This is a genomic window from Klebsiella sp. DY2415 (assembly GCF_026314315.1).
Lineage (GTDB): Bacteria > Pseudomonadota > Gammaproteobacteria > Enterobacterales > Enterobacteriaceae > Klebsiella > Klebsiella ornithinolytica.
In genome coordinates, this window is the sequence record NZ_CP111115.1 from 757,571 (window position 1) to 774,692 (window position 17,122).

Annotated in this window: 15 protein-coding genes; 9 read left to right on the forward strand and 6 right to left on the reverse strand. The window is 55.5% G+C overall.

What is annotated here, in order from left to right; genetic code table 11:
• Window positions 1–13: 13 nt before the first annotated feature.
• A complete protein-coding gene (locus tag OQV00_RS03635) occupies window positions 14–1,504 on the reverse strand; it encodes an aldehyde dehydrogenase (RefSeq protein ID WP_015585712.1) in 1,491 nt (496 codons plus the stop codon).
• Window positions 1,505–2,042: 538 nt separating this feature from the next.
• Here OQV00_RS03635 and OQV00_RS03640 point away from each other — a divergent pair.
• The 5 genes from OQV00_RS03640 (at window position 2,043) to argE (ending at window position 6,862) form a co-directional block, all read left to right on the forward strand.
• Window positions 2,043–2,972: a LysR family transcriptional regulator gene (locus OQV00_RS03640; RefSeq protein WP_266279852.1), complete on the forward strand. Its 930-nt coding sequence runs from the start codon at window positions 2,043–2,045 to the stop codon at window positions 2,970–2,972.
• A 344-nt stretch (window positions 2,973–3,316) separates the two neighbouring features.
• Window positions 3,317–4,582: a flavin-containing monooxygenase gene (locus OQV00_RS03645; protein WP_004867662.1), complete on the forward strand. Its 1,266-nt coding sequence runs from the start codon at window positions 3,317–3,319 to the stop codon at window positions 4,580–4,582.
• A 29-nt stretch (window positions 4,583–4,611) separates the two neighbouring features.
• On the forward strand, window positions 4,612–5,034 hold the full coding sequence (locus OQV00_RS03650; RefSeq protein ID WP_004867660.1) for a RidA family protein: 423 nt from the start codon (window positions 4,612–4,614) through the stop codon (window positions 5,032–5,034).
• Between the two features lie 9 nt (window positions 5,035–5,043).
• Window positions 5,044–5,718, forward strand: coding sequence for a DUF1028 domain-containing protein (locus tag OQV00_RS03655; RefSeq protein WP_015585714.1), 675 nt, complete (start codon window positions 5,044–5,046; stop codon window positions 5,716–5,718).
• Entirely contained in the window at window positions 5,711–6,862 is a 1,152-nt protein-coding gene (gene argE / locus OQV00_RS03660) for an acetylornithine deacetylase (RefSeq protein WP_004867651.1), read from the forward strand. The genes OQV00_RS03655 and argE overlap by 8 nt, the downstream gene beginning before the upstream one ends.
• Before the next feature lie 180 nt (window positions 6,863–7,042).
• On the opposite strand, the gene OQV00_RS03665 is transcribed toward argE, so the two are convergent.
• Entirely contained in the window at window positions 7,043–8,446 is a 1,404-nt protein-coding gene (locus OQV00_RS03665; protein ID WP_004867649.1) for a purine-cytosine permease family protein, read from the reverse strand.
• A 677-nt stretch (window positions 8,447–9,123) separates the two neighbouring features.
• Window positions 9,124–9,726: a short chain dehydrogenase gene (locus OQV00_RS03670; RefSeq protein ID WP_004867646.1), complete on the reverse strand. Its 603-nt coding sequence runs from the start codon at window positions 9,724–9,726 to the stop codon at window positions 9,124–9,126.
• A 99-nt stretch (window positions 9,727–9,825) separates the two neighbouring features.
• Between OQV00_RS03670 and OQV00_RS03675 the strand changes: the two genes are divergently transcribed.
• On the forward strand, window positions 9,826–10,716 hold the full coding sequence (locus OQV00_RS03675) for a LysR family transcriptional regulator (RefSeq protein ID WP_004867642.1): 891 nt from the start codon (window positions 9,826–9,828) through the stop codon (window positions 10,714–10,716).
• A 216-nt stretch (window positions 10,717–10,932) separates the two neighbouring features.
• Here OQV00_RS03675 and OQV00_RS03680 read toward each other — a convergent pair whose 3' ends face one another.
• Both OQV00_RS03680 and OQV00_RS03685 read right to left on the reverse strand, forming a co-directional pair.
• Entirely contained in the window at window positions 10,933–12,078 is a 1,146-nt protein-coding gene (locus OQV00_RS03680) for a trans-sulfuration enzyme family protein (protein ID WP_015585718.1), read from the reverse strand.
• A 9-nt stretch (window positions 12,079–12,087) separates the two neighbouring features.
• Window positions 12,088–13,464 carry a pyridoxal-phosphate dependent enzyme gene (locus OQV00_RS03685; RefSeq protein WP_160873388.1) on the reverse strand — a complete coding sequence of 459 codons (1,377 nt, stop codon included), beginning with the start codon at window positions 13,462–13,464 and terminating at the stop codon, window positions 12,088–12,090.
• Between the two features lie 539 nt (window positions 13,465–14,003).
• Here OQV00_RS03685 and OQV00_RS03690 point away from each other — a divergent pair.
• The 3 genes from OQV00_RS03690 to OQV00_RS03700 are packed head-to-tail and all read left to right on the forward strand — an operon-like array spanning window position 14,004 to window position 16,215.
• Window positions 14,004–14,660, forward strand: coding sequence for an amino acid ABC transporter permease (locus tag OQV00_RS03690; protein WP_004867630.1), 657 nt, complete (start codon window positions 14,004–14,006; stop codon window positions 14,658–14,660).
• On the forward strand, window positions 14,638–15,405 hold the full coding sequence (locus OQV00_RS03695) for an amino acid ABC transporter ATP-binding protein (RefSeq protein ID WP_004867626.1): 768 nt from the start codon (window positions 14,638–14,640) through the stop codon (window positions 15,403–15,405). Before OQV00_RS03690 ends, OQV00_RS03695 begins: the two co-directional genes overlap by 23 nt.
• A gap of 36 nt (window positions 15,406–15,441) precedes the next feature.
• Window positions 15,442–16,215, forward strand: coding sequence for an amino acid ABC transporter substrate-binding protein (locus OQV00_RS03700; RefSeq protein ID WP_004867623.1), 774 nt, complete (start codon window positions 15,442–15,444; stop codon window positions 16,213–16,215).
• Window positions 16,216–16,224: 9 nt separating this feature from the next.
• Here OQV00_RS03700 and OQV00_RS03705 read toward each other — a convergent pair whose 3' ends face one another.
• On the reverse strand, window positions 16,225–17,085 hold the full coding sequence (locus OQV00_RS03705; RefSeq protein ID WP_004867619.1) for an AraC family transcriptional regulator: 861 nt from the start codon (window positions 17,083–17,085) through the stop codon (window positions 16,225–16,227).
• Window positions 17,086–17,122 lie beyond the last annotated feature (37 nt).

Consider the following 17,122-nt stretch of genomic DNA (forward strand, 5'->3'; position numbering starts at 1 on the left):
AGGCCGTTGCCTGCTAGCGAAACTGGAACCAGGTCGTTTTAAGGGTGGTGAATTTGTCGAAGGCATGCAGCGACAAATCCCGACCAAAACCAGACTGTTTATTGCCGCCAAACGGCACGGTGACGTCCAGCGCATCCACGGTATTGACCGACACCGTGCCGGCGTTAAGCCGTCCGGCAACCCGGTGCGCGCGGTGCAGGTCGTCTGTCCAGATCGACGCGGCGAGGGCATAAATATGGTTATTAGCCAGCTGGATGGCCTGCTGTTCATCATCAAAGGGGATAGCGGCAAGCACCGGGCCGAAAATTTCATCTTTCCACAGCGACATCTCTTCGTTCACCCCATCCAGCAGCGTGGGCTGAACGTAGTTGGCGATCCCTTCAATCTCGACCTCACGGCCGCCGGTCAGCACGCGTGCACCTTCCTGTTGGGCCGAACGGATCGCGCGTATGACCTTTTGCGCATGCGCTGCGCTGACCATCGCGCCCATTTTGGCCGTCGGATCAAAGGGGTGAGACGGCGCCCAGGCTTCCATTTTGGCCTGTACCCGGGTGATAAAGTCGGCATAAATCGCGCGTTCTACCAGCAGCCGTGAGTTGGCGGAGCACACTTCGCCCTGGTTAAAACAGATACCGAAAGCGGCTTTCTCCGCCGCCAGGTCGAGATCCTGGCAGTCAGCAAAGACGATGTTGGCGCTTTTACCGCCGCACTCCAGCCAGACCTGTTTCAGGTTTGACTGCGCGGAGTAGGTCATGAAGGCCTTGCCGACCGCGGTCGAACCGGTAAAGGTGATGACATCAATATCGTTATGCAGCCCAAGCGCGGCGCCCGTTTCTGTGCCGAGACCGGTGACGACGTTCAGTACGCCTGGCGGGAGACCCGCCTCGAGCGCCAGTTCACCCAGACGCAGCGCCGAAAAAGGCGAATTTTCTGAGGGTTTGAGGATCACGCTGTTCCCGGCGGCCAGCGCCGGCCCGAGTTTCCAGCAGGCGAGATCGAGCGGAAAGTTCCACGGTACGATTGCCGCCACCACGCCGACCGCTTCACGAGTGAGGGTGGCGAGCGACCCTTTACGCGTGGGGGCGACCTCGGCGTAAATTTTATCGACGCTTTCGGCGTACCAGGCCATGACGTGCGCCGCGCCGGGAATATCCATATTCAGCGCATCGTTGACCGGTTTCCCCATGCTCGCACTTTCAAGCAGCGCCAGCTCTTCACGGTGTTCGAGAATCAGCGCGGAGAGCCTGAGCAGCACGGTTTTACGTTCCTGCGGCGGCAGACCGGACCAGACGCCGGAGGCGAAGCTGGCGCGGGATGATTTTACTGCAATATCAATATCGTCAGCTTGCAGCGCCGTCACCGCGGCGAGCACGCTATTGGTCGCCGGGTTGATGGCCGGGCAGACTTTACGGCTGATGGCGAGGTAGGGACGACCATCGACGATCGCGTGGCTGATAAAGCGTTGCTCCCGCAGTTTGTCCTGCCAGAAATTTCTATCACACATACCAGACATGCGCCTCTCCCTTGATATGTTGCTTGTTTGTTATTGATTTGTTGCTATTGATTCATGATGCAGGAGGAGGCAGCGACGAGAAAGGACTAAAAATCTAGGTAACCTCTATAAAAAACGTAGCTAGTCCCGGGGAGGGGATAATTCTCAGGGGCGCGCGGGGCGGTTATTTCTGTGACGGCATTCATAAAAATCACGCGGGTTATTTTTTAATGGTTTGTATTTAAAAGGATATTATTTTTATGCTTCGGTTTTTTGAGCACAGCTGCTGCTGTCTTTTAAATATATTAAATATTGTTTGATTTAATAACAGGTAATGAAAAAAAGATGAATGACCCTTATTCCTTGCGATCTGAGGCCGCGGGCCTGTCGTTGGCTCGCAGCTTTCCTGCGCTTTGTCTGTTAATTTTCTGTAAAAATACGACCCGCGTCGGATTGTTGATCTTTTTCCGCTGGCGGGGTTGCGGGCGACGGGGAGCATCGTTTAAAGCTATTTAGCTTATCTCTCTGAGAATAAAAAATAAGGTGTCCCATGCCCCATTTCACCCTGAAGCAGCTCAAATACTTTGTTGCCGTTGTCGAAGCAGAGAGTATTGCGGAAGCCTCCAGACAGTTACATATCGCCCAGCCGTCAATTTCCATTGCGGTGAAAACCCTGGAAGATATGTTTGAACAGCAGTTTTTTATTCGCCACCACGCGCAAGGGGTGTCGATGACCCCCAGCGGGCAACGCTTTTATGAAAAGGCGAAGGAGCTGCTGCGGCTTTCGTATCAGTTTGAGCAAAATTCAAAAGCGGATAATGAACTGGTCTCCGGCATTATTTCACTAGGCTGTTTTGAAACGGCGGCGCCGCTCTATTTACCTTCGCTGATTGCCGGATTTAAAAAGATCTATCCCGATATCACCCTCAAAATTTGCGATGGTGAGCAGCATGAAATTACGCACGGTCTGCACCGCGGGCGTTTCGATCTGGCGTTTCTCTACGATCTTGAGCTGGATACCGCGATTCACACCGAAAGCCTCAATGCACCGCAGAAGCCTTATGCTCTGCTGCCGGCACATCATCCGCTGGCGCAGCGAGCGACAGTGAAACTCTCCGAGCTCAATAACCTGCCGATGGTCCTGTTGGACGTGGTGCCAAGTCGAAACTATTTCATCAGTATTTTCAAAGATAAAGGGTATAACCCTCAGGTTGCCTACAGCTCGCCGTCTATTGAGATGGTGCGCTGCATGGTCGGCCAGGGGCTGGGTTTTTCCGTGCTGGTAACCCGCCCGGTTTCCGACATAACCTACGATGGCCAGCAGGTGCGCTGCGTGGAAATTCAGGACGAGATGGCGAACTCCACGCTGGTGATGGCGCACCTGCGCAGTAGCGAGCCGACCAAACCGACTAAACTGTTTATGGAATATTGTCGCCATGCGGTACTCAGCCCGGCGGACATTGATGCGCGGGTGGCGTAAATTCAGCGAAGAATAAGAGACGGCTCGTACTATTGCGGGCCGGGTCACTCTCTGACGGTGATATTAAATATAAAAAAACGAGTCTCTGAATATATTTTTTATAGGCTTGATGGCTTGCGATTTCTTTTTTATGAATAATTGGCTGCTCGCCGGATTATCTTTTGCCGTTAATCTCCCGCAAATAATACTTTTATTCATTAGATTCAAGATGCTGCGCTCTGCATCACTATTTTATTCTCAGGTTCTAAATTTATAATAATTTACCTGCTTGTTACGGTTTATTAACCTCGGTCCTGCGCAGTGGTTTATTCCTGGCGATTGAACACCATTCGAAGGACACATTTATGACCGTAGAAAAAACGAACATTGATACGTTGATTGTTGGCGGGGGTCAGGCCGGTATTGCCATGAGTGAGCATCTGACGAAGCTGGGGATCTCACATCTGGTTATCGAGAAAAACCGCATCGCTGAAGCCTGGCGAAGCGGGCGTTGGGACTCGCTGGTGGCGAATGGTCCGGCGTGGCACGACCGTTTCCCGGGGATGGAATTTAAAGGGGGGAATCCCGATAGCTTCATTCCCAAAGACGATGTGGCGGAATACTTTGAAGATTACGTCAGGGCCTTCAATCTGCCGGTGCGTACCGGCGTTGAAGTTAAAAGCGCGGTTCGCAACAGCGGACGACCGGGGTTTACCATTGAGACCACGGAGGGCGTTATTGAAGCCCAGCGTATTGTTGCCGCGACCGGGCCGTTTCAAAAACCGGTTATTCCACCGATTGCGCCAAAAGAGAGCAGCCTTCATCAAATCCACTCCGCCCGATACTACAACCCGCAGCAGCTTCCTGAGGGCGCCGTGCTGGTCGTTGGCGCGGGCTCTTCCGGCGTGCAAATTGCCGACGAGCTTCAGCGTGCCGGCCGCCGGGTCTATTTATCCGTCGGCGCGCATGACCGCCCGCCGCGCGCATATCGCAACCGGGACTTCTGCTGGTGGCTGGGGGTGCTGGGCATGTGGGACGCCCCCGCCAGCGCGCCGGGCAAAGAGCATGTCACTATCGCAGTCAGCGGCGCCCATGGCGGGCACACCGTGGACTTCCGCGAGTTGGCGCATCGCGGCATCACCCTGGTCGGGCTGACGAAAGCCTTTGAATCCGGGATGGCGACCTTCCAGCCGGATCTGTGCGACAACATTCGTCGCGGGGATGAGAACTACCTGGCGCTGCTGGATGCCGCAGATGCCTACATCGCGGCCAATGGCCTGGATCTACCGGAAGAACCTGCCGCCCGCGAGTTTTTACCTGATCCGCCGTGCATGACTTCGCCGATCCTCTCCCTGAATCTCGCGGAGGCGGGGATCGCCACCATTATCTGGGCGACCGGCTACGCGGTGGATTACAGCTGGCTCAACGTGAATGCTTTTAATGAGCAACGCCGTCCGCAGCATCAACGCGGCGTCTCCAGCGAACCCGGGGTCTATTTTCTCGGATTGCCGTGGCTGTCGCGCCGGGGGTCAACCTTCATCTGGGGCGTCTGGCATGACGCAAAACACATTGCTGACCATATTGCCACTCAGCGTAAGTACAGCCAGTACCAGGCCGCCGATCGGCGCTGAACGTTCGCCCACTAAACAGGATAAACAAGATGCCAACGCATACCCGTATTCGCATGTTTAATACCAAAGAGACTTACCCTAATCAGAGCCTGGATAACGATTTATGCCAGGCGGTTCGCGCCGGGAATACCGTCTACGTGCGCGGTCAGGTGGGAACCGATTTTGCCGGTAACCTGGTCGGATTGGGCGACCCGCAGGCTCAGGCCGAGCAGGCGATGAAAAACGTCAAACAGCTGCTGGAAGAGGCCGGAAGCGACCTGTCGCACATCGTGAAAACCACGACCTATATCATTGACCCACGTTATCGTGAGCCGGTGTATCAGGAGGTGGGTAAATGGCTGAAGGGGGTGTTCCCGATCTCCACGGGGCTGGTGATTTCAGCGCTGGCGCAGCCGCAATGGCTGATGGAGATCGATGTGATTGCCGTCATTCCCGATGATTTCGTGAAGTAAGGAGCGACGATGACCTTTTCTATCGCAGCATATTGCCCGGAAAGCGGGCAGTTTGGTATTGCGCTCAGCTCCTCCAGCATTGCCGTCGGCGCCCGCTGTCCCTGGCTACAGGCCGGGGTGGGGGCGGTATCCAGTCAGAACATCACGTTACCGGCGCTGGGTCAGCTGGCGTTAGCGCAACTGGAACAGGGATTCGCGCCGGACACCGCGTTGCGCAGGGCGCTGGCGGAGGACGATTTTAGCCGCTACCGGCAGATCATCGCCATCGACGCCAACGGACAAACCGCCGCCTTCAGCGGCGATAAAACCCTTGGTATTTATCATGTTGCCGAAGGAGAAAACTGCATTGCCGCTGGAAATATGCTGGCCAGCACGGCGGTTATTGAGGCAATGGTGACGGGTTTTCAGCAGAGCGAAGGTGAAATGGCGCTGCGCCTGCTGGCCGCGCTACAGGCCGGTCTGGCCTGCGGCGGTGAGGCCGGCCCGGTTCACTCTGCGGCGGTGAAGGTTGTGGATGACTATTCGTGGCCGCTGGTGGATTTGCGTATTGACTGGAGCGAGGAGGATCCCATTGGCGAGCTGGCCGCGCTCTGGCAGGCCTATGAGCCGCAGATGCAGGCCTATATCACGCGCGCGCTCGACCCGCGGGAGGCCCCCAGTTACGGAGTACCGGGCGATGAATAATGAGGTGAAGTCGATACTGGCAACGCTGCTGGCTTTTGATACCACCAGTCGCGAATCCAATCTCGAGATGATCGATTACATAAACCGCTTTCTGAGCGGTTTTGGCATTGAATGCCGGCTGTTCTACGATGACGACGGCAAAAAAGCCAATCTTTACGCCCGCCTGGGGCCGCCGGGGCCGGGGGGCGTAATGCTCTCCGGCCATACCGATGTGGTTCCGGTTGACGGCCAGCGCTGGACGGTCCCTCCTTTTGCACTCACCCTCCGCGATGGCCTGTGCTACGGGCGCGGCAGCACCGACATGAAGGGCTTTATCGCCTGCGTGCTGGCCTCTGTTCCCGCCTTCCTCGCACAGCCGTTAAGCATGCCTCTGCACCTGGCCTTTTCCTATGATGAGGAGGTGGGATGTCTCGGCGTCCGCAGTCTGGTGAACCATCTTAAAGCCTCAAAGGATAAGCCCGCCCTGTGCATTATCGGTGAGCCGACGGAGATGCGCCCGGTCTACGGCCATAAAGGTAAACTAGCCATGCGCTGCCATATTCACGGTAAGGCCTGCCATTCGGCCTATGCCCCCGATGGCGTGAATGCCATTGAGTATGCGGCGAAGCTGATTACCCGCTTAGGCGTACTGGGTGAAAAGCTGGCGCTCAGGCAGGATGCGCGTTTCGACCCGCCGTACAGTACCGTTCAGGTGGGGCTGATTACGGGCGGCGCGGCGCTCAATATTGTGCCTGAGCGCTGCCAGTTCGATTTTGAAATCCGCCATTTGCCGGATGTGTCGCTCGACGAGACGCTCACCGGGCTGCAGGCGTATGCCAACGATGAACTGGTGCAGGCGATGCGCGCGGTGGCGGCGGAGGCAACGATCCGCTTTCAGCCGCTCAGCCAGTATCCCGGTCTGCTGAGCGATCCGCAGTCGGCCTTTGCCGGTTGGCTGGCGCAATGGGCGGGAAATGATACCTTCTCCACCGTAGCCTTTGGCACGGAAGGTGGGCTGTTTGACGAAGCGGGCGTGGCAACGCTGATTTGTGGGCCGGGAAGTATGGAGCAGGGACACAAGCCGGATGAATTTATTGCTCTGAGCCAGCTGGATCAATGTCTGGCGATGCTGGATAACCTGCGCCACTGGATGGCGGCCTCCTGAATCTTTTGCGCCCGGACCCGGGCGCATTTCCGCAATCCTCTTTTCCCGCATTTTTTCCGTTATCTCTTTTCTCTGCGGCCGTTCTTTATTTCGCCGCGGTCTTTTCCTGTTGCCCGCGGCGGAATAAAAAAGCTCCGGAACCTGTCCGGAGCTAAATGATGACTGAGGGAATATATTGCTTTAAATTTTCTCTTTCGCAAAGGCCATCTTTTTGACCGTCTTCGCTCTGGAGAGGTAATAATAGACAGGAGAAACGACCAGCAAACCAATAATCCATGATAAATCTGCCCCGCCAAATGACAGCGCAACAGGTCCGGTATAGATCGCCGTCGACATAAACGGCACTTCCACGGCGATTCCCAGTAAATAGCAGAAAATAGCCGTGGCATTAAAATAACCGTAGATTCCGCCATCGCGTTTAAAGAAGGACTCAACCTCATATTCGCCATGGGCGACCAGGTAGTAATCCACCAGATTAATCGCCGTCCACGGCACCAGCACATATAACAGCACGGTAATAAAGTTTGTGTAGATTAATAAAAAGTTTTCCTGACCATAGATCGCCAGTGATATTTCGAGAATCATCGTGAGGATGGCGGTGATTATTCTGGCGCGGGCCATCGGCGACCAGCCATCAATAAAAGTCTGGCCCAGGGTCAAGGTGCAGAGAACTCCGCAGTACAACATCATGGAGTTTGTGGCGGCGATCCCCAGCGCCAGTACCACAATGACTACGGCGCCCATTCCGCCGGTTAGATCGATAATGCCCTGAATAATATCATCATTACTAATACAGACAGCCACCAGCACGCCGAGGACCATCGGCAGGTAGGAGCCTAAAATGCAGCCAAAATAGCTGGCATAAAAAACGCTTTTATCGTTGGTGCTGTAGGGCATATAGCGTGAATAGTCAGAGACATAGGGGGCATAGGCCAGCTGCCACAGCGCCGCAATGGATACCGCGCCGAGGAAGCCAACCTTGTTGAAGCCGCCGCGATCGAGGAAATCGACCGGCAGGCCGTGCACAAACACGATCCATAGAAATGTGGCAGCCAGCACAATACCGGAAATCCATGACATAATTCTGGCGTAGGAGTGGATGATTTTATAGCCAAAGATGGTGGCGAATAAACTGAGTGCCCCGACGACAATAATTCCGACGTCGGAGTTCATCGGCTTATAGATAGCGTGCATTGACTGCCCGCCTAATACCAGGCTGGAGGCAGTAAATCCGATATACATTAATACCACGATCGATACTACCAGTACCGAGCCGTAGGAGCCAAACTGCCCCTTAGTTTGCACCATTTGCGGCACGCCGAGCCTCGGGCCCTGCGCCGAATGCAATGCCATAAAAAGACCGCCAACCAGGCTGCCGATAAGCAGGGCAATAACGGACCAGAAAAAAGAAAGGTGGAAAATGGTCACCGACATGGCACCGGTGATCACGGTTAATAACATGATATTCGAGCCGAACCAAATGGTAAAAAGATCGCCGGGTTTACCGTGCCGCATATTAAGAGGAATAGGTCTTATAGTATTACTTTCGAGGTTTTCAACGTGAACGGATTGAGGTTTAGTCATGGTGCTCTCTCATCACTGTAGGGCTAAATCAGCGTTAGATGGATATTCCAATGAGGAGTACAGCTAATCTACTCATCATAACATTTCGTTTACTATTGTCACAATCTCGTATCATTTTGGAAATTATTAAAAATGTCGAACGTCGATATAAAAAAAATGCTTTACCTGCATCCGCCATCCTGAATCAACGCGCTGAATAAACCGTCAAATCTATTTTTTAGCGATTTATGCTGCTTTAATTGGGATTTAATAATTAACCCGCTGGAAGGCTATTTTCAGGCAGATAAAACTCCGTGGCGGTGGCCATTGCCTGGAATGATTGGTTGTACCGTCGAATGAGAAAGGCCTGATAAATATGTGGAAAAGCGATCGTGCCAATATTAAGCAATGATATTTATACGGGAATACCACTTACACCCTGTAAATCAGTCTGTTACACCATGGTGTGCGATGATTGAGGTGTTGAAAGGATGGCGAAACGGAATATATTGTGCGCAGCACTGCACCACGAAGTGCATTTATCGGGAGTGTGCAGTAGATCAATATTTACAACACGGAGTGTTCTCTTTTCTCTTTATCTTGTCGTGAATGTCGCTGCTGAAAACGGCCGTCATCCCCGGTGTAATAGCCGGGGATGACGGCCTCTGCCCGGGCAGAGGCTGACGGTGCTCTCGCGGTCAGTAGCCGACGGTGTACACCCGGCCGCTCTGTATCCCTTCCACGCTGCGGCGATAGGCCTGGGCAACGGCGGCGGCAGGGACGCTGGCGAAGCCGGGGAAGAAACCGTCATACGCGGCGAGCGACTCCGTTAATACGGTGGGGCTTATCAGGTTGATACGGATCCCGCGCGGCAGTTCGCAGGCGGCGGCGCGGACAAAGCCCTCCAGCCCGGCATTCACCGTTGTGGCGTTGACGCCCTGGGCAATCGGTTCATGGGCCACAATGCCGCTGATAAGCGTAATCGAACCGCCTTCATTGAGATAATGCTGCCCGGTTAGCGCCAGGCGGATTTGCCCCAGCAGTTTGTCCTGCAGGCCCTGGTTGAAATCCCGGTCCGTCATGGACGCCAGCGGGCCAAAGAACAGATTGCCGGTGGCCGAGACAATCGCATCGACCCGGCCGACAGTTTCAAACAGGGCTTCGACGCTCGGCTGAGAGGTGATATCCACCTGAAGATCGCCCTGAGTGCGACCTACGCGAATGACTTGATGTTGACGGCTCAGTTCTTCGGCGACGGCGCGCCCGACGGTACCGCTGGCACCAATAACGACGATTTTCATGGCTGACTCCTGATCGGTTGTGAGCCTCTATTCTTTAATGAAACAGTTATCGGATAAACTGGCTAAAAGTTAGATGATTACTAACCAGAGGTTTGTAATATGGATAAGCTACGCGGAATGGAGACATTTATTGCCGTGGTGGAGTGCGGCAGTTTTACCGACGCGGCATCGCGGCTGGAGATGTCGGCGGTGATGGTCGGCAAATATATCGCCCTGACGGAGCGAGAGCTGGGCACCCGACTGCTTGAGCGCAACACCCGGCGCCAGAGTCTGACCGATGCCGGGCGCGTCTATTATGAAGAGGCCAAACGGGTACTTGAACAGGTTGCGATTGCCGAAAGCTCGGTCGAACGATTGCGACTGGCGCCGGCCGGGACGCTGCGCATCAGCGCGCCGACCTCTTTTGGCGCCTGCGTGATTGCGCCGCTGACCGCCTCCTTTTTACAGGCGTGGCCGGATGTTCGCATCGAACTGGATCTGACTAACCGGATGGTCGATCTCGTCGATGAGGGCTTCGATCTGGCGATCCGTATTGGTGATATTCACCACACCGATCTGGTGGCGAAATATCTCTGTCCATATCGGATGGTGATTTGCGCCGCGCCCGCTTACCTGGCTCGTCACGGCACGCCAGTCGTACCGGCGGATTTGGTCGATCACCTTTGCCTGTCCCATACGGTGTGGACGGCGCGTAATGAGTGGACATTGCCGGGGGCGCAAGACGCGGTGCGCTGGAAGCGCGATGCGATTCTGCGCTGCAATGATGGTTACGGCCTGCGCATGGCGGCGATAGCCGGCGCCGGGCTGCTGCTCCAGCCTGAGGTCTTACTGAGCGAGGCGCTGGCCAGCGGCAAACTGGTGCGCGTGCTGGAGGCCTATACCCCCCATCCGCGCCCGGTACATTTACTCTGGCGGCAGGATCTTCGCCCGCTGCCGAAGCTGACCCGCTTCGTAGAGCATGTGCTGAAAGAGGGAAAAGGCTATTTATGAACGACGGTTAGCGGGCCGGCTATTTTAAGGTCGTTCGAGCGAACGCTGGCGCACCCGCGTGCGGCCTGTCAGGATTCCGTAGACCCGCGCCACAAAACGTTCCTTCTCCTAAACCACCGTTGACAGACATCGGCATACATCAGGCAAATCCACACTACGCCATGAAAATCTGCTGGCCTGCAGTGACCAGCATGATTCCGGCGGCGGATTTCTTGTTCAGTCACGCAATGCGTGCTGCCAGTCGGCGATCAGATCCTGCGGATCTTCAATCCCGACGGAGAGACGGATCAACTGAGGCGTGATGCCATTGGCCAGCCGTTGTTCCAGCGGAATTGAAGCATGGGTCATGCTGAACGGTTGGCTGACCAGACTCTCCACGCCCCCCAGACTCTCTGCCAGAGTAAACAGCTTCAACCTGCTGATGACCTGCTGCGCATAGATATCATCGCCTTTCACCACCACTGAAATCATCCCGCCCGGCAGCGCCATCTGCCGGCGCGCCAGCTGATGGTGGGGATGCGATGCCAGCCACGGGAACCAGACTTTTTCCACCTGCGGCTGCTGTTCAAGCCATTCGGCGAGGGCCAGCGCATTGCTGCTGTGACGTTCCATACGCAGCGCGAGAGTCCGGATACCGCGAAGCGTCAGGAAGCTGCTGAACGGGTCAAGTACGCCGCCCAGCGCATTTTGCAGATAGCCCAGCTTCTCCGCCAGTTCGCGATTGTCACCGACGACCGCCAGCCCGGCGACAACGTCGGAGTGGCCGTTCAGGTATTTGGTCGCCGAATGGACCACGATATCGAAGCCCAGCTCGAGGGGGCGGTGGATGACCGGCGAAGCAAAGGTGTTATCGGTGACGCTGATAATATTGTGCCGACGGGCAATCGCCGCGATAGCGCTGAGATCCGCCAGCTTCAGCAGCGGGTTGGTCGGGGTTTCAACCCAGATCATGCGTGTATCCGGCTGGATAGCGGCTTCAAGAGCGACCAGATCGTCGGGTTTGACCCAGCTTACCCGCAGCCCCGCGCTGTGACGGCGGACGTTCTCAAGCAGGCGCCAGGTCCCGCCGTAGACATCATCGACGGCCACCAGATGGCTGTCTTTATCCAGCAGCTCAAGGACGGTGGAAATCGCCGCCAGCCCTGAAGCAAACGCGTAGCCGCGGCTGCCGCTCTCCAGCTCGGCAATCGCCGTCTCCAGCGCGTGGCGGGTCGGGTTGCCGCTGCGTGAATACTCATAGCCGGTATGCTGCCCCGGCGCGGGTTGGGCAAAGGTGGAGGTGGCGTAAATCGGCGGCATAACGGCGCCGTGCCCATCGTTAAAGACGCCGCTGTGTACGCTCAATGTATGTAAATTTTTCATCTTTCATCCTTAGTGTTCAAGTCGGTTGCGCCAGGTCGTCAGCACATCGCTGCGGGTGATGAGACCCAAAAAGCGTTCGTTGTCAGCGATAACGGCCACCAGGCCGCGATCGAAAATGGCTTTCAGTGCGCTTTCCGGCGCGTGTCTATCCAGCGTTTCTACGTTGCGGGTCATCGCCTCGCCAACGGGCAGTGAAAAGCGTCGGCTGTCGCCCTTGACGTGGCTGATCAGATCCCACTCATCGACGATGCCGACGACGCGGCCGTTTTCCAGCACCGGCAGCTGCGAAATGTCATACAGACGCATGCGCGCGAGAATGGCGGCGAGGGTGTCGTCCGGAGCGGCGGTAACGGTAGCCCCTTCATCGTGGCGTAGGGCGATAAAATCGGTTAAATCGCCGCGGGTCGGCCGGCTCAGTAGGCCCTGCTGACGCATCCAGTCGTCGTTAAACATTTTGGAGAGGTATTTGTTGCCGCTGTCGCAGGCGAAGGTGACCACGCGTTTAGCACTGGTCTGCGCCCGGCAATAGCGCAGCGCGGCGCTCAGTAAGGTGCCCGTTGACGAACCGGCAAGCACCCCCTCGGTTTGTAAAAGCTGTCTGGCGGTGGCGAACGCTTCGCCATCGCTGATGCGATAGGCCGTTCGGACGCCATCCAGATGGGCCAACGGCGGGATAAAATCTTCGCCAATCCCTTCGACCAGCCAGGAGCCTGTTTCACCGTAGCGCCCGGTTTCAACCTGGTCGGCAAGGATCGATCCCGCCGGGTCAGCAAGAATAAATTGGGTTTTTGGTGAATGTCTGGCAAACCAGGCCTGCAGGCCGCCGAGGGTTCCCCCGGAGCCGACGCCGACGACGATGGCGTCGATATCGCCGTCCAGCTGATCGTATATTTCGGGCGCGGTAGTGGTGGCGTGCGCCAGCGGGTTGGCTTCGTTATTGAACTGGTCAATATAGAACGCGCCCGGGGTTTCCTCCGCCAGGCGGCGCGCATAATCCTGATAATAGGCGGGGTGGCCCTTATTCACATCCGAGCGGGTGAGGAGCACTTTGGCTCCCAGGGCGCGGAGATGGAAAATTTTCTCCCGGCTCATTTTGTCGGGAACCACCAGCGTCAGGGCGTAATTTTTTTGTGCGGCGATAAGCGCCAGTCCCAGACCGGTGTTACCCGCCGTCGCTTCAATAATGGTACCGCCGGGTTTTAATTTACCCAGCCGTTCCGCCTCGTTGATCATCGACAGCGCGACGCGGTCTTTGATCGACCCGCCGGGGTTCTGGTTTTCCAGCTTTAAAAACAGGCTGCAGGGGCCGGTATCCAGCTTATGCAGTTGAAGCAGGGGAGTGTGCCCAATAAGGTCGCTAATGGAGTGAAAAACTGACATAACTATTTGCCCATTCGTATCGAGATATTTGAATGGTAGGTCTGCAAAATTGGTATTTTAAAGAATATTTGTCCGGCATTAAGAGCGAAATGGAATATAAGATGCTTTTTAGCCGTCCGGAGGGAAAGCCTGTTAGCCGCCTGGGCGTGTTGATTTCCAGATAAGGCCTTTTTTGCCGTATTTTTCACCGAATTATCGCTTTTCCGGCGGCGCTTATCTTTATTTCGGCAAAGGGTTGTCGAAAATATTCCATAGGCTGACAGGCATTGTTATGGCTGGTTAATATTATTTTCGCCAGCTGCGCTAATTCACCGGCAGCATCAGCGACGTGCCGCAGGTGCGGCAGCAAGAAGTCGCGGTCGGGCCGCGCAAAGCACAAAGTCGGCTATTTAATGCCGGTATTGATACATGCTGAGGCGATGTTCTGCATGATAAGCTCTTTTAATAAGCTGCTCCCCGGAAACGGCCGTAATAAAAAGTGCTGGTTTGCAAAAAGGTGATATGTGCCGGAATTTATTTCATTAGCAATAAGCTCGTTTTGGCCGATGCTCTATGCTGGGCTGGTTTTTACTATCCCCATTACGTTAATTTCATTTTCCCTCGGTCTGCTGCTGGGGTTTATCGTCGCGTTGATTCGTTTATATGGCCCGGCGCCGTTGAAAAGCGTGGTGCGTTTTTATGTCTGGATTATCCGCGGCACGCCTTTGCTGGTGCAGCTGTTTCTGATTTTTTACGCCCTGCCCAGCGTCGGGATCACCCTTGATGCCTTTCCGGCCGCGGTTATCGGCTTTACCCTGAACGTCGGCGCCTTTACCTCGGAGGTGATCAGGGCGACGCTGCTGTCGGTCGCCAAAGGGCAGTGGGAGGCCGCGCATTCTATTGGCATGAGCTGGGGGCAATCGCTGCGTTATATTATTCTGCCGCAGGCGGCGAGAGTGGCGGTGCCGCCGCTGTCGAACACCTTTATTTCCTTAGTTAAGGATACCTCGCTGGCCTCGGTAATTACCGTGCCGGAGCTGTTTTTAGCCGCCCAGCGTATTGCCGCCGTCACCTATCAGCCGCTTATTCTGTATAGCGAAGCGGCTCTGCTCTATTTATTAATTAGTTCGGTCTTATCATATTTACAGTCCCGGCTGGAATTACGTTTAGAAAGAAATACGCTGGTAAAGGAAGAACATCATGATAACGCTGTCCGGACTTGAAAAGAGTTTCTCCCGCCAGAAGGTGCTGCATGATATTTCACTAACGATTCCTGAGGGCAGCGTGACGGCGCTGATTGGCCCATCTGGCAGCGGCAAAAGTACATTATTACGCTGCATTAATTTACTGGAAATCGCGCAGGCCGGGAAATTAACGATTGGTAATGAGGAGATTATTTTTTCTCCCGCCGCGGCGCCAAAAAGAAAAGACGTTCGGCGTATTTGCCAGCAAACCGGCATGGTCTTTCAGAACTTCCAGTTATTTCCGCATCTGTCGGTGCTGGAAAATATTATGCAGGGGCTGGTGGTGGTGCAGAAATGGCCCCGTGAGCGGGCGAGGGCGCGGGCGGAAGCGCTGCTGGCCAAAGTCGGGCTGGCGCACAAACGCCATGCCTGGCCGGCGATGCTCTCCGGCGGCCAGCAGCAGCGGGTCGCCATTGCCCGGGCGATGGCCCCCTCGCCGAAAGTGCTGCTTTGCGATGAACCGACCTCGGCGCTGGATCCTGAGCTATCCCAGGAAGTGATTGCCGTTTTGCGCCAGCTGGCGCAGGAGGGAACGACGATGCTGATGGCGACCCACGATCTTCGGCTGGCGGCAAATATTGCCAGCCAGGTGGTGTTCCTCGAATCCGGCCAGATTGTGGAGAGCGGGACTTCGCGGGACATTTTTACCCGGGCAAAGAAAACGCGTACGCAGCTTTTTATTTCCACGCTGACCGAGACGTTTCCCGATTCCTGGGAAATTTAAAAAAATAATCCGGCAATTCAGATAAAGGAGTGAATGATGAAAGTATTGATGAGCGCATTGCTGGCCACCGCCATTCAGCTGAGCGTGACGCACGCGGCCTGTGCCGGGGAAAACCTGGCGCAGATAAAATCAGCGGGGGTATTTAAAGTGGGTACCGAAGGGACCTTCCCGCCTTTTACCTATCATGATACCTCCGGCAAGCTGGTGGGGTTTGATGTCGACATCGCGCGTGAAATTGCCCGCCGGATTGGCGTGAAAGCGGAGTTTGTCGAGGGCAAGTGGGACGGTCTGGTGGCCGGGCTGGACGCTCACCGCTACGACGCAGTGATTAATCAGGTCTCGATCACCCCGGAGCGTCAGGCGAAATATGATTTTTCGGTCCCCTATATCACCCCGAAAGCGGTACTCATCGTGAATAACAATAATCAGGATATTCACACCTTTGCAGATTTGAAGGGCAAAAAGTCCGCCCATACGTTAACCAGCAACTACGCGCAAATTGCCCGTGAAAATGGCGCGGAGGTCGTGGGAACGGATGGCTTTGATCAGTCAATCGCCCTGGTGTCACAGGGGCGCGCGGATGCGACCATCAACAGCAACCTCTCGTTCCTCGATTTCAAGAAACACAAGCCCGACGCGCCGGTGAAAATCGTGGCGGAAAGAACCGATGCCGAACAGGAGGCGGTGCTAATCCGCAAAGGGGAACCGGAGCTGCGCCAGGCGATCGATGCCGCCATCGCCGATATTCGCGCCGACGGCAGCTACCAGCGAATTTCCAGCCAGTATTTCGGCGCGGACGTCTCGAAGTAGCCCCGCGGGCTACGTGAGCACGCTGTTTCTGGCCAGACTCGCCTTGCGGTACTGCAGCGGCGTCTGGCCCATCATCTTCCTGAAGCAGGTAATAAAGTAGGTGACTTCGCTAAACCCGACTTCGGCCGCAATCTCATCAATACTGACGGTGGTGTTACGCAGGAGATCGCAACTGCGCTTTATTCGGCGCGTCAGCAGATACTCGTGGATGCTGCCGCCCGTTTGCTGGCGGAATATGCGCGAGGTGTAGCTGCGCGACAGGCCCAGCGCCTGGGCGAGTTCATCGAGCGAAAATTTGTGGGCGTAGTGAGCCTCCACCCAGCTCATAATCCGCGACGCGACCGTCTGCTGCCGGGGAATACATGGCTCGGGCAGCGCGGGGAGAAAACCCATTATCTGCATCACCAGAAAGGCAACCTCGCTGGTGGCGATCTGCCCGCCGTGATACAGCCCGTCAAATTGCGTCAGAATTCTCTCCATGAAAGGGCCGTGTTCGCTGAGGTCGTAAATTTGTGCCGGCGCATTGCTGGCGGCAAGCGCGGCAAACTGGGCCTGATGGCGCGCAAACCCCCGCATAATGCTTTCAACCACCGACTGTTCAATATGCATCGTGGTGCGGTGGTAGGGATTTTTCTCGCTGTGGTCGACCTGGACTTTGTGCAGGCGAAACGGTGGAAAAATAAACATGCGTCCCGGGCGAGCGGTGTAGTGCTGGTTATCTACCACCACAATGCCATAGCCGCTGGAGATATAGAGGAATTCCACGCACTGGTGCCAGTGATAGTAAGACGCGCTGGTTGAGCGCAAGCGGTTAAAAGAGATCGCCCGGCTATCGAGTGTGATGCGTTCCAGTCGCTGCGGTTCACTCATTTTTCCTCCAGGACAATAGATTTAAATTTTTACGCCA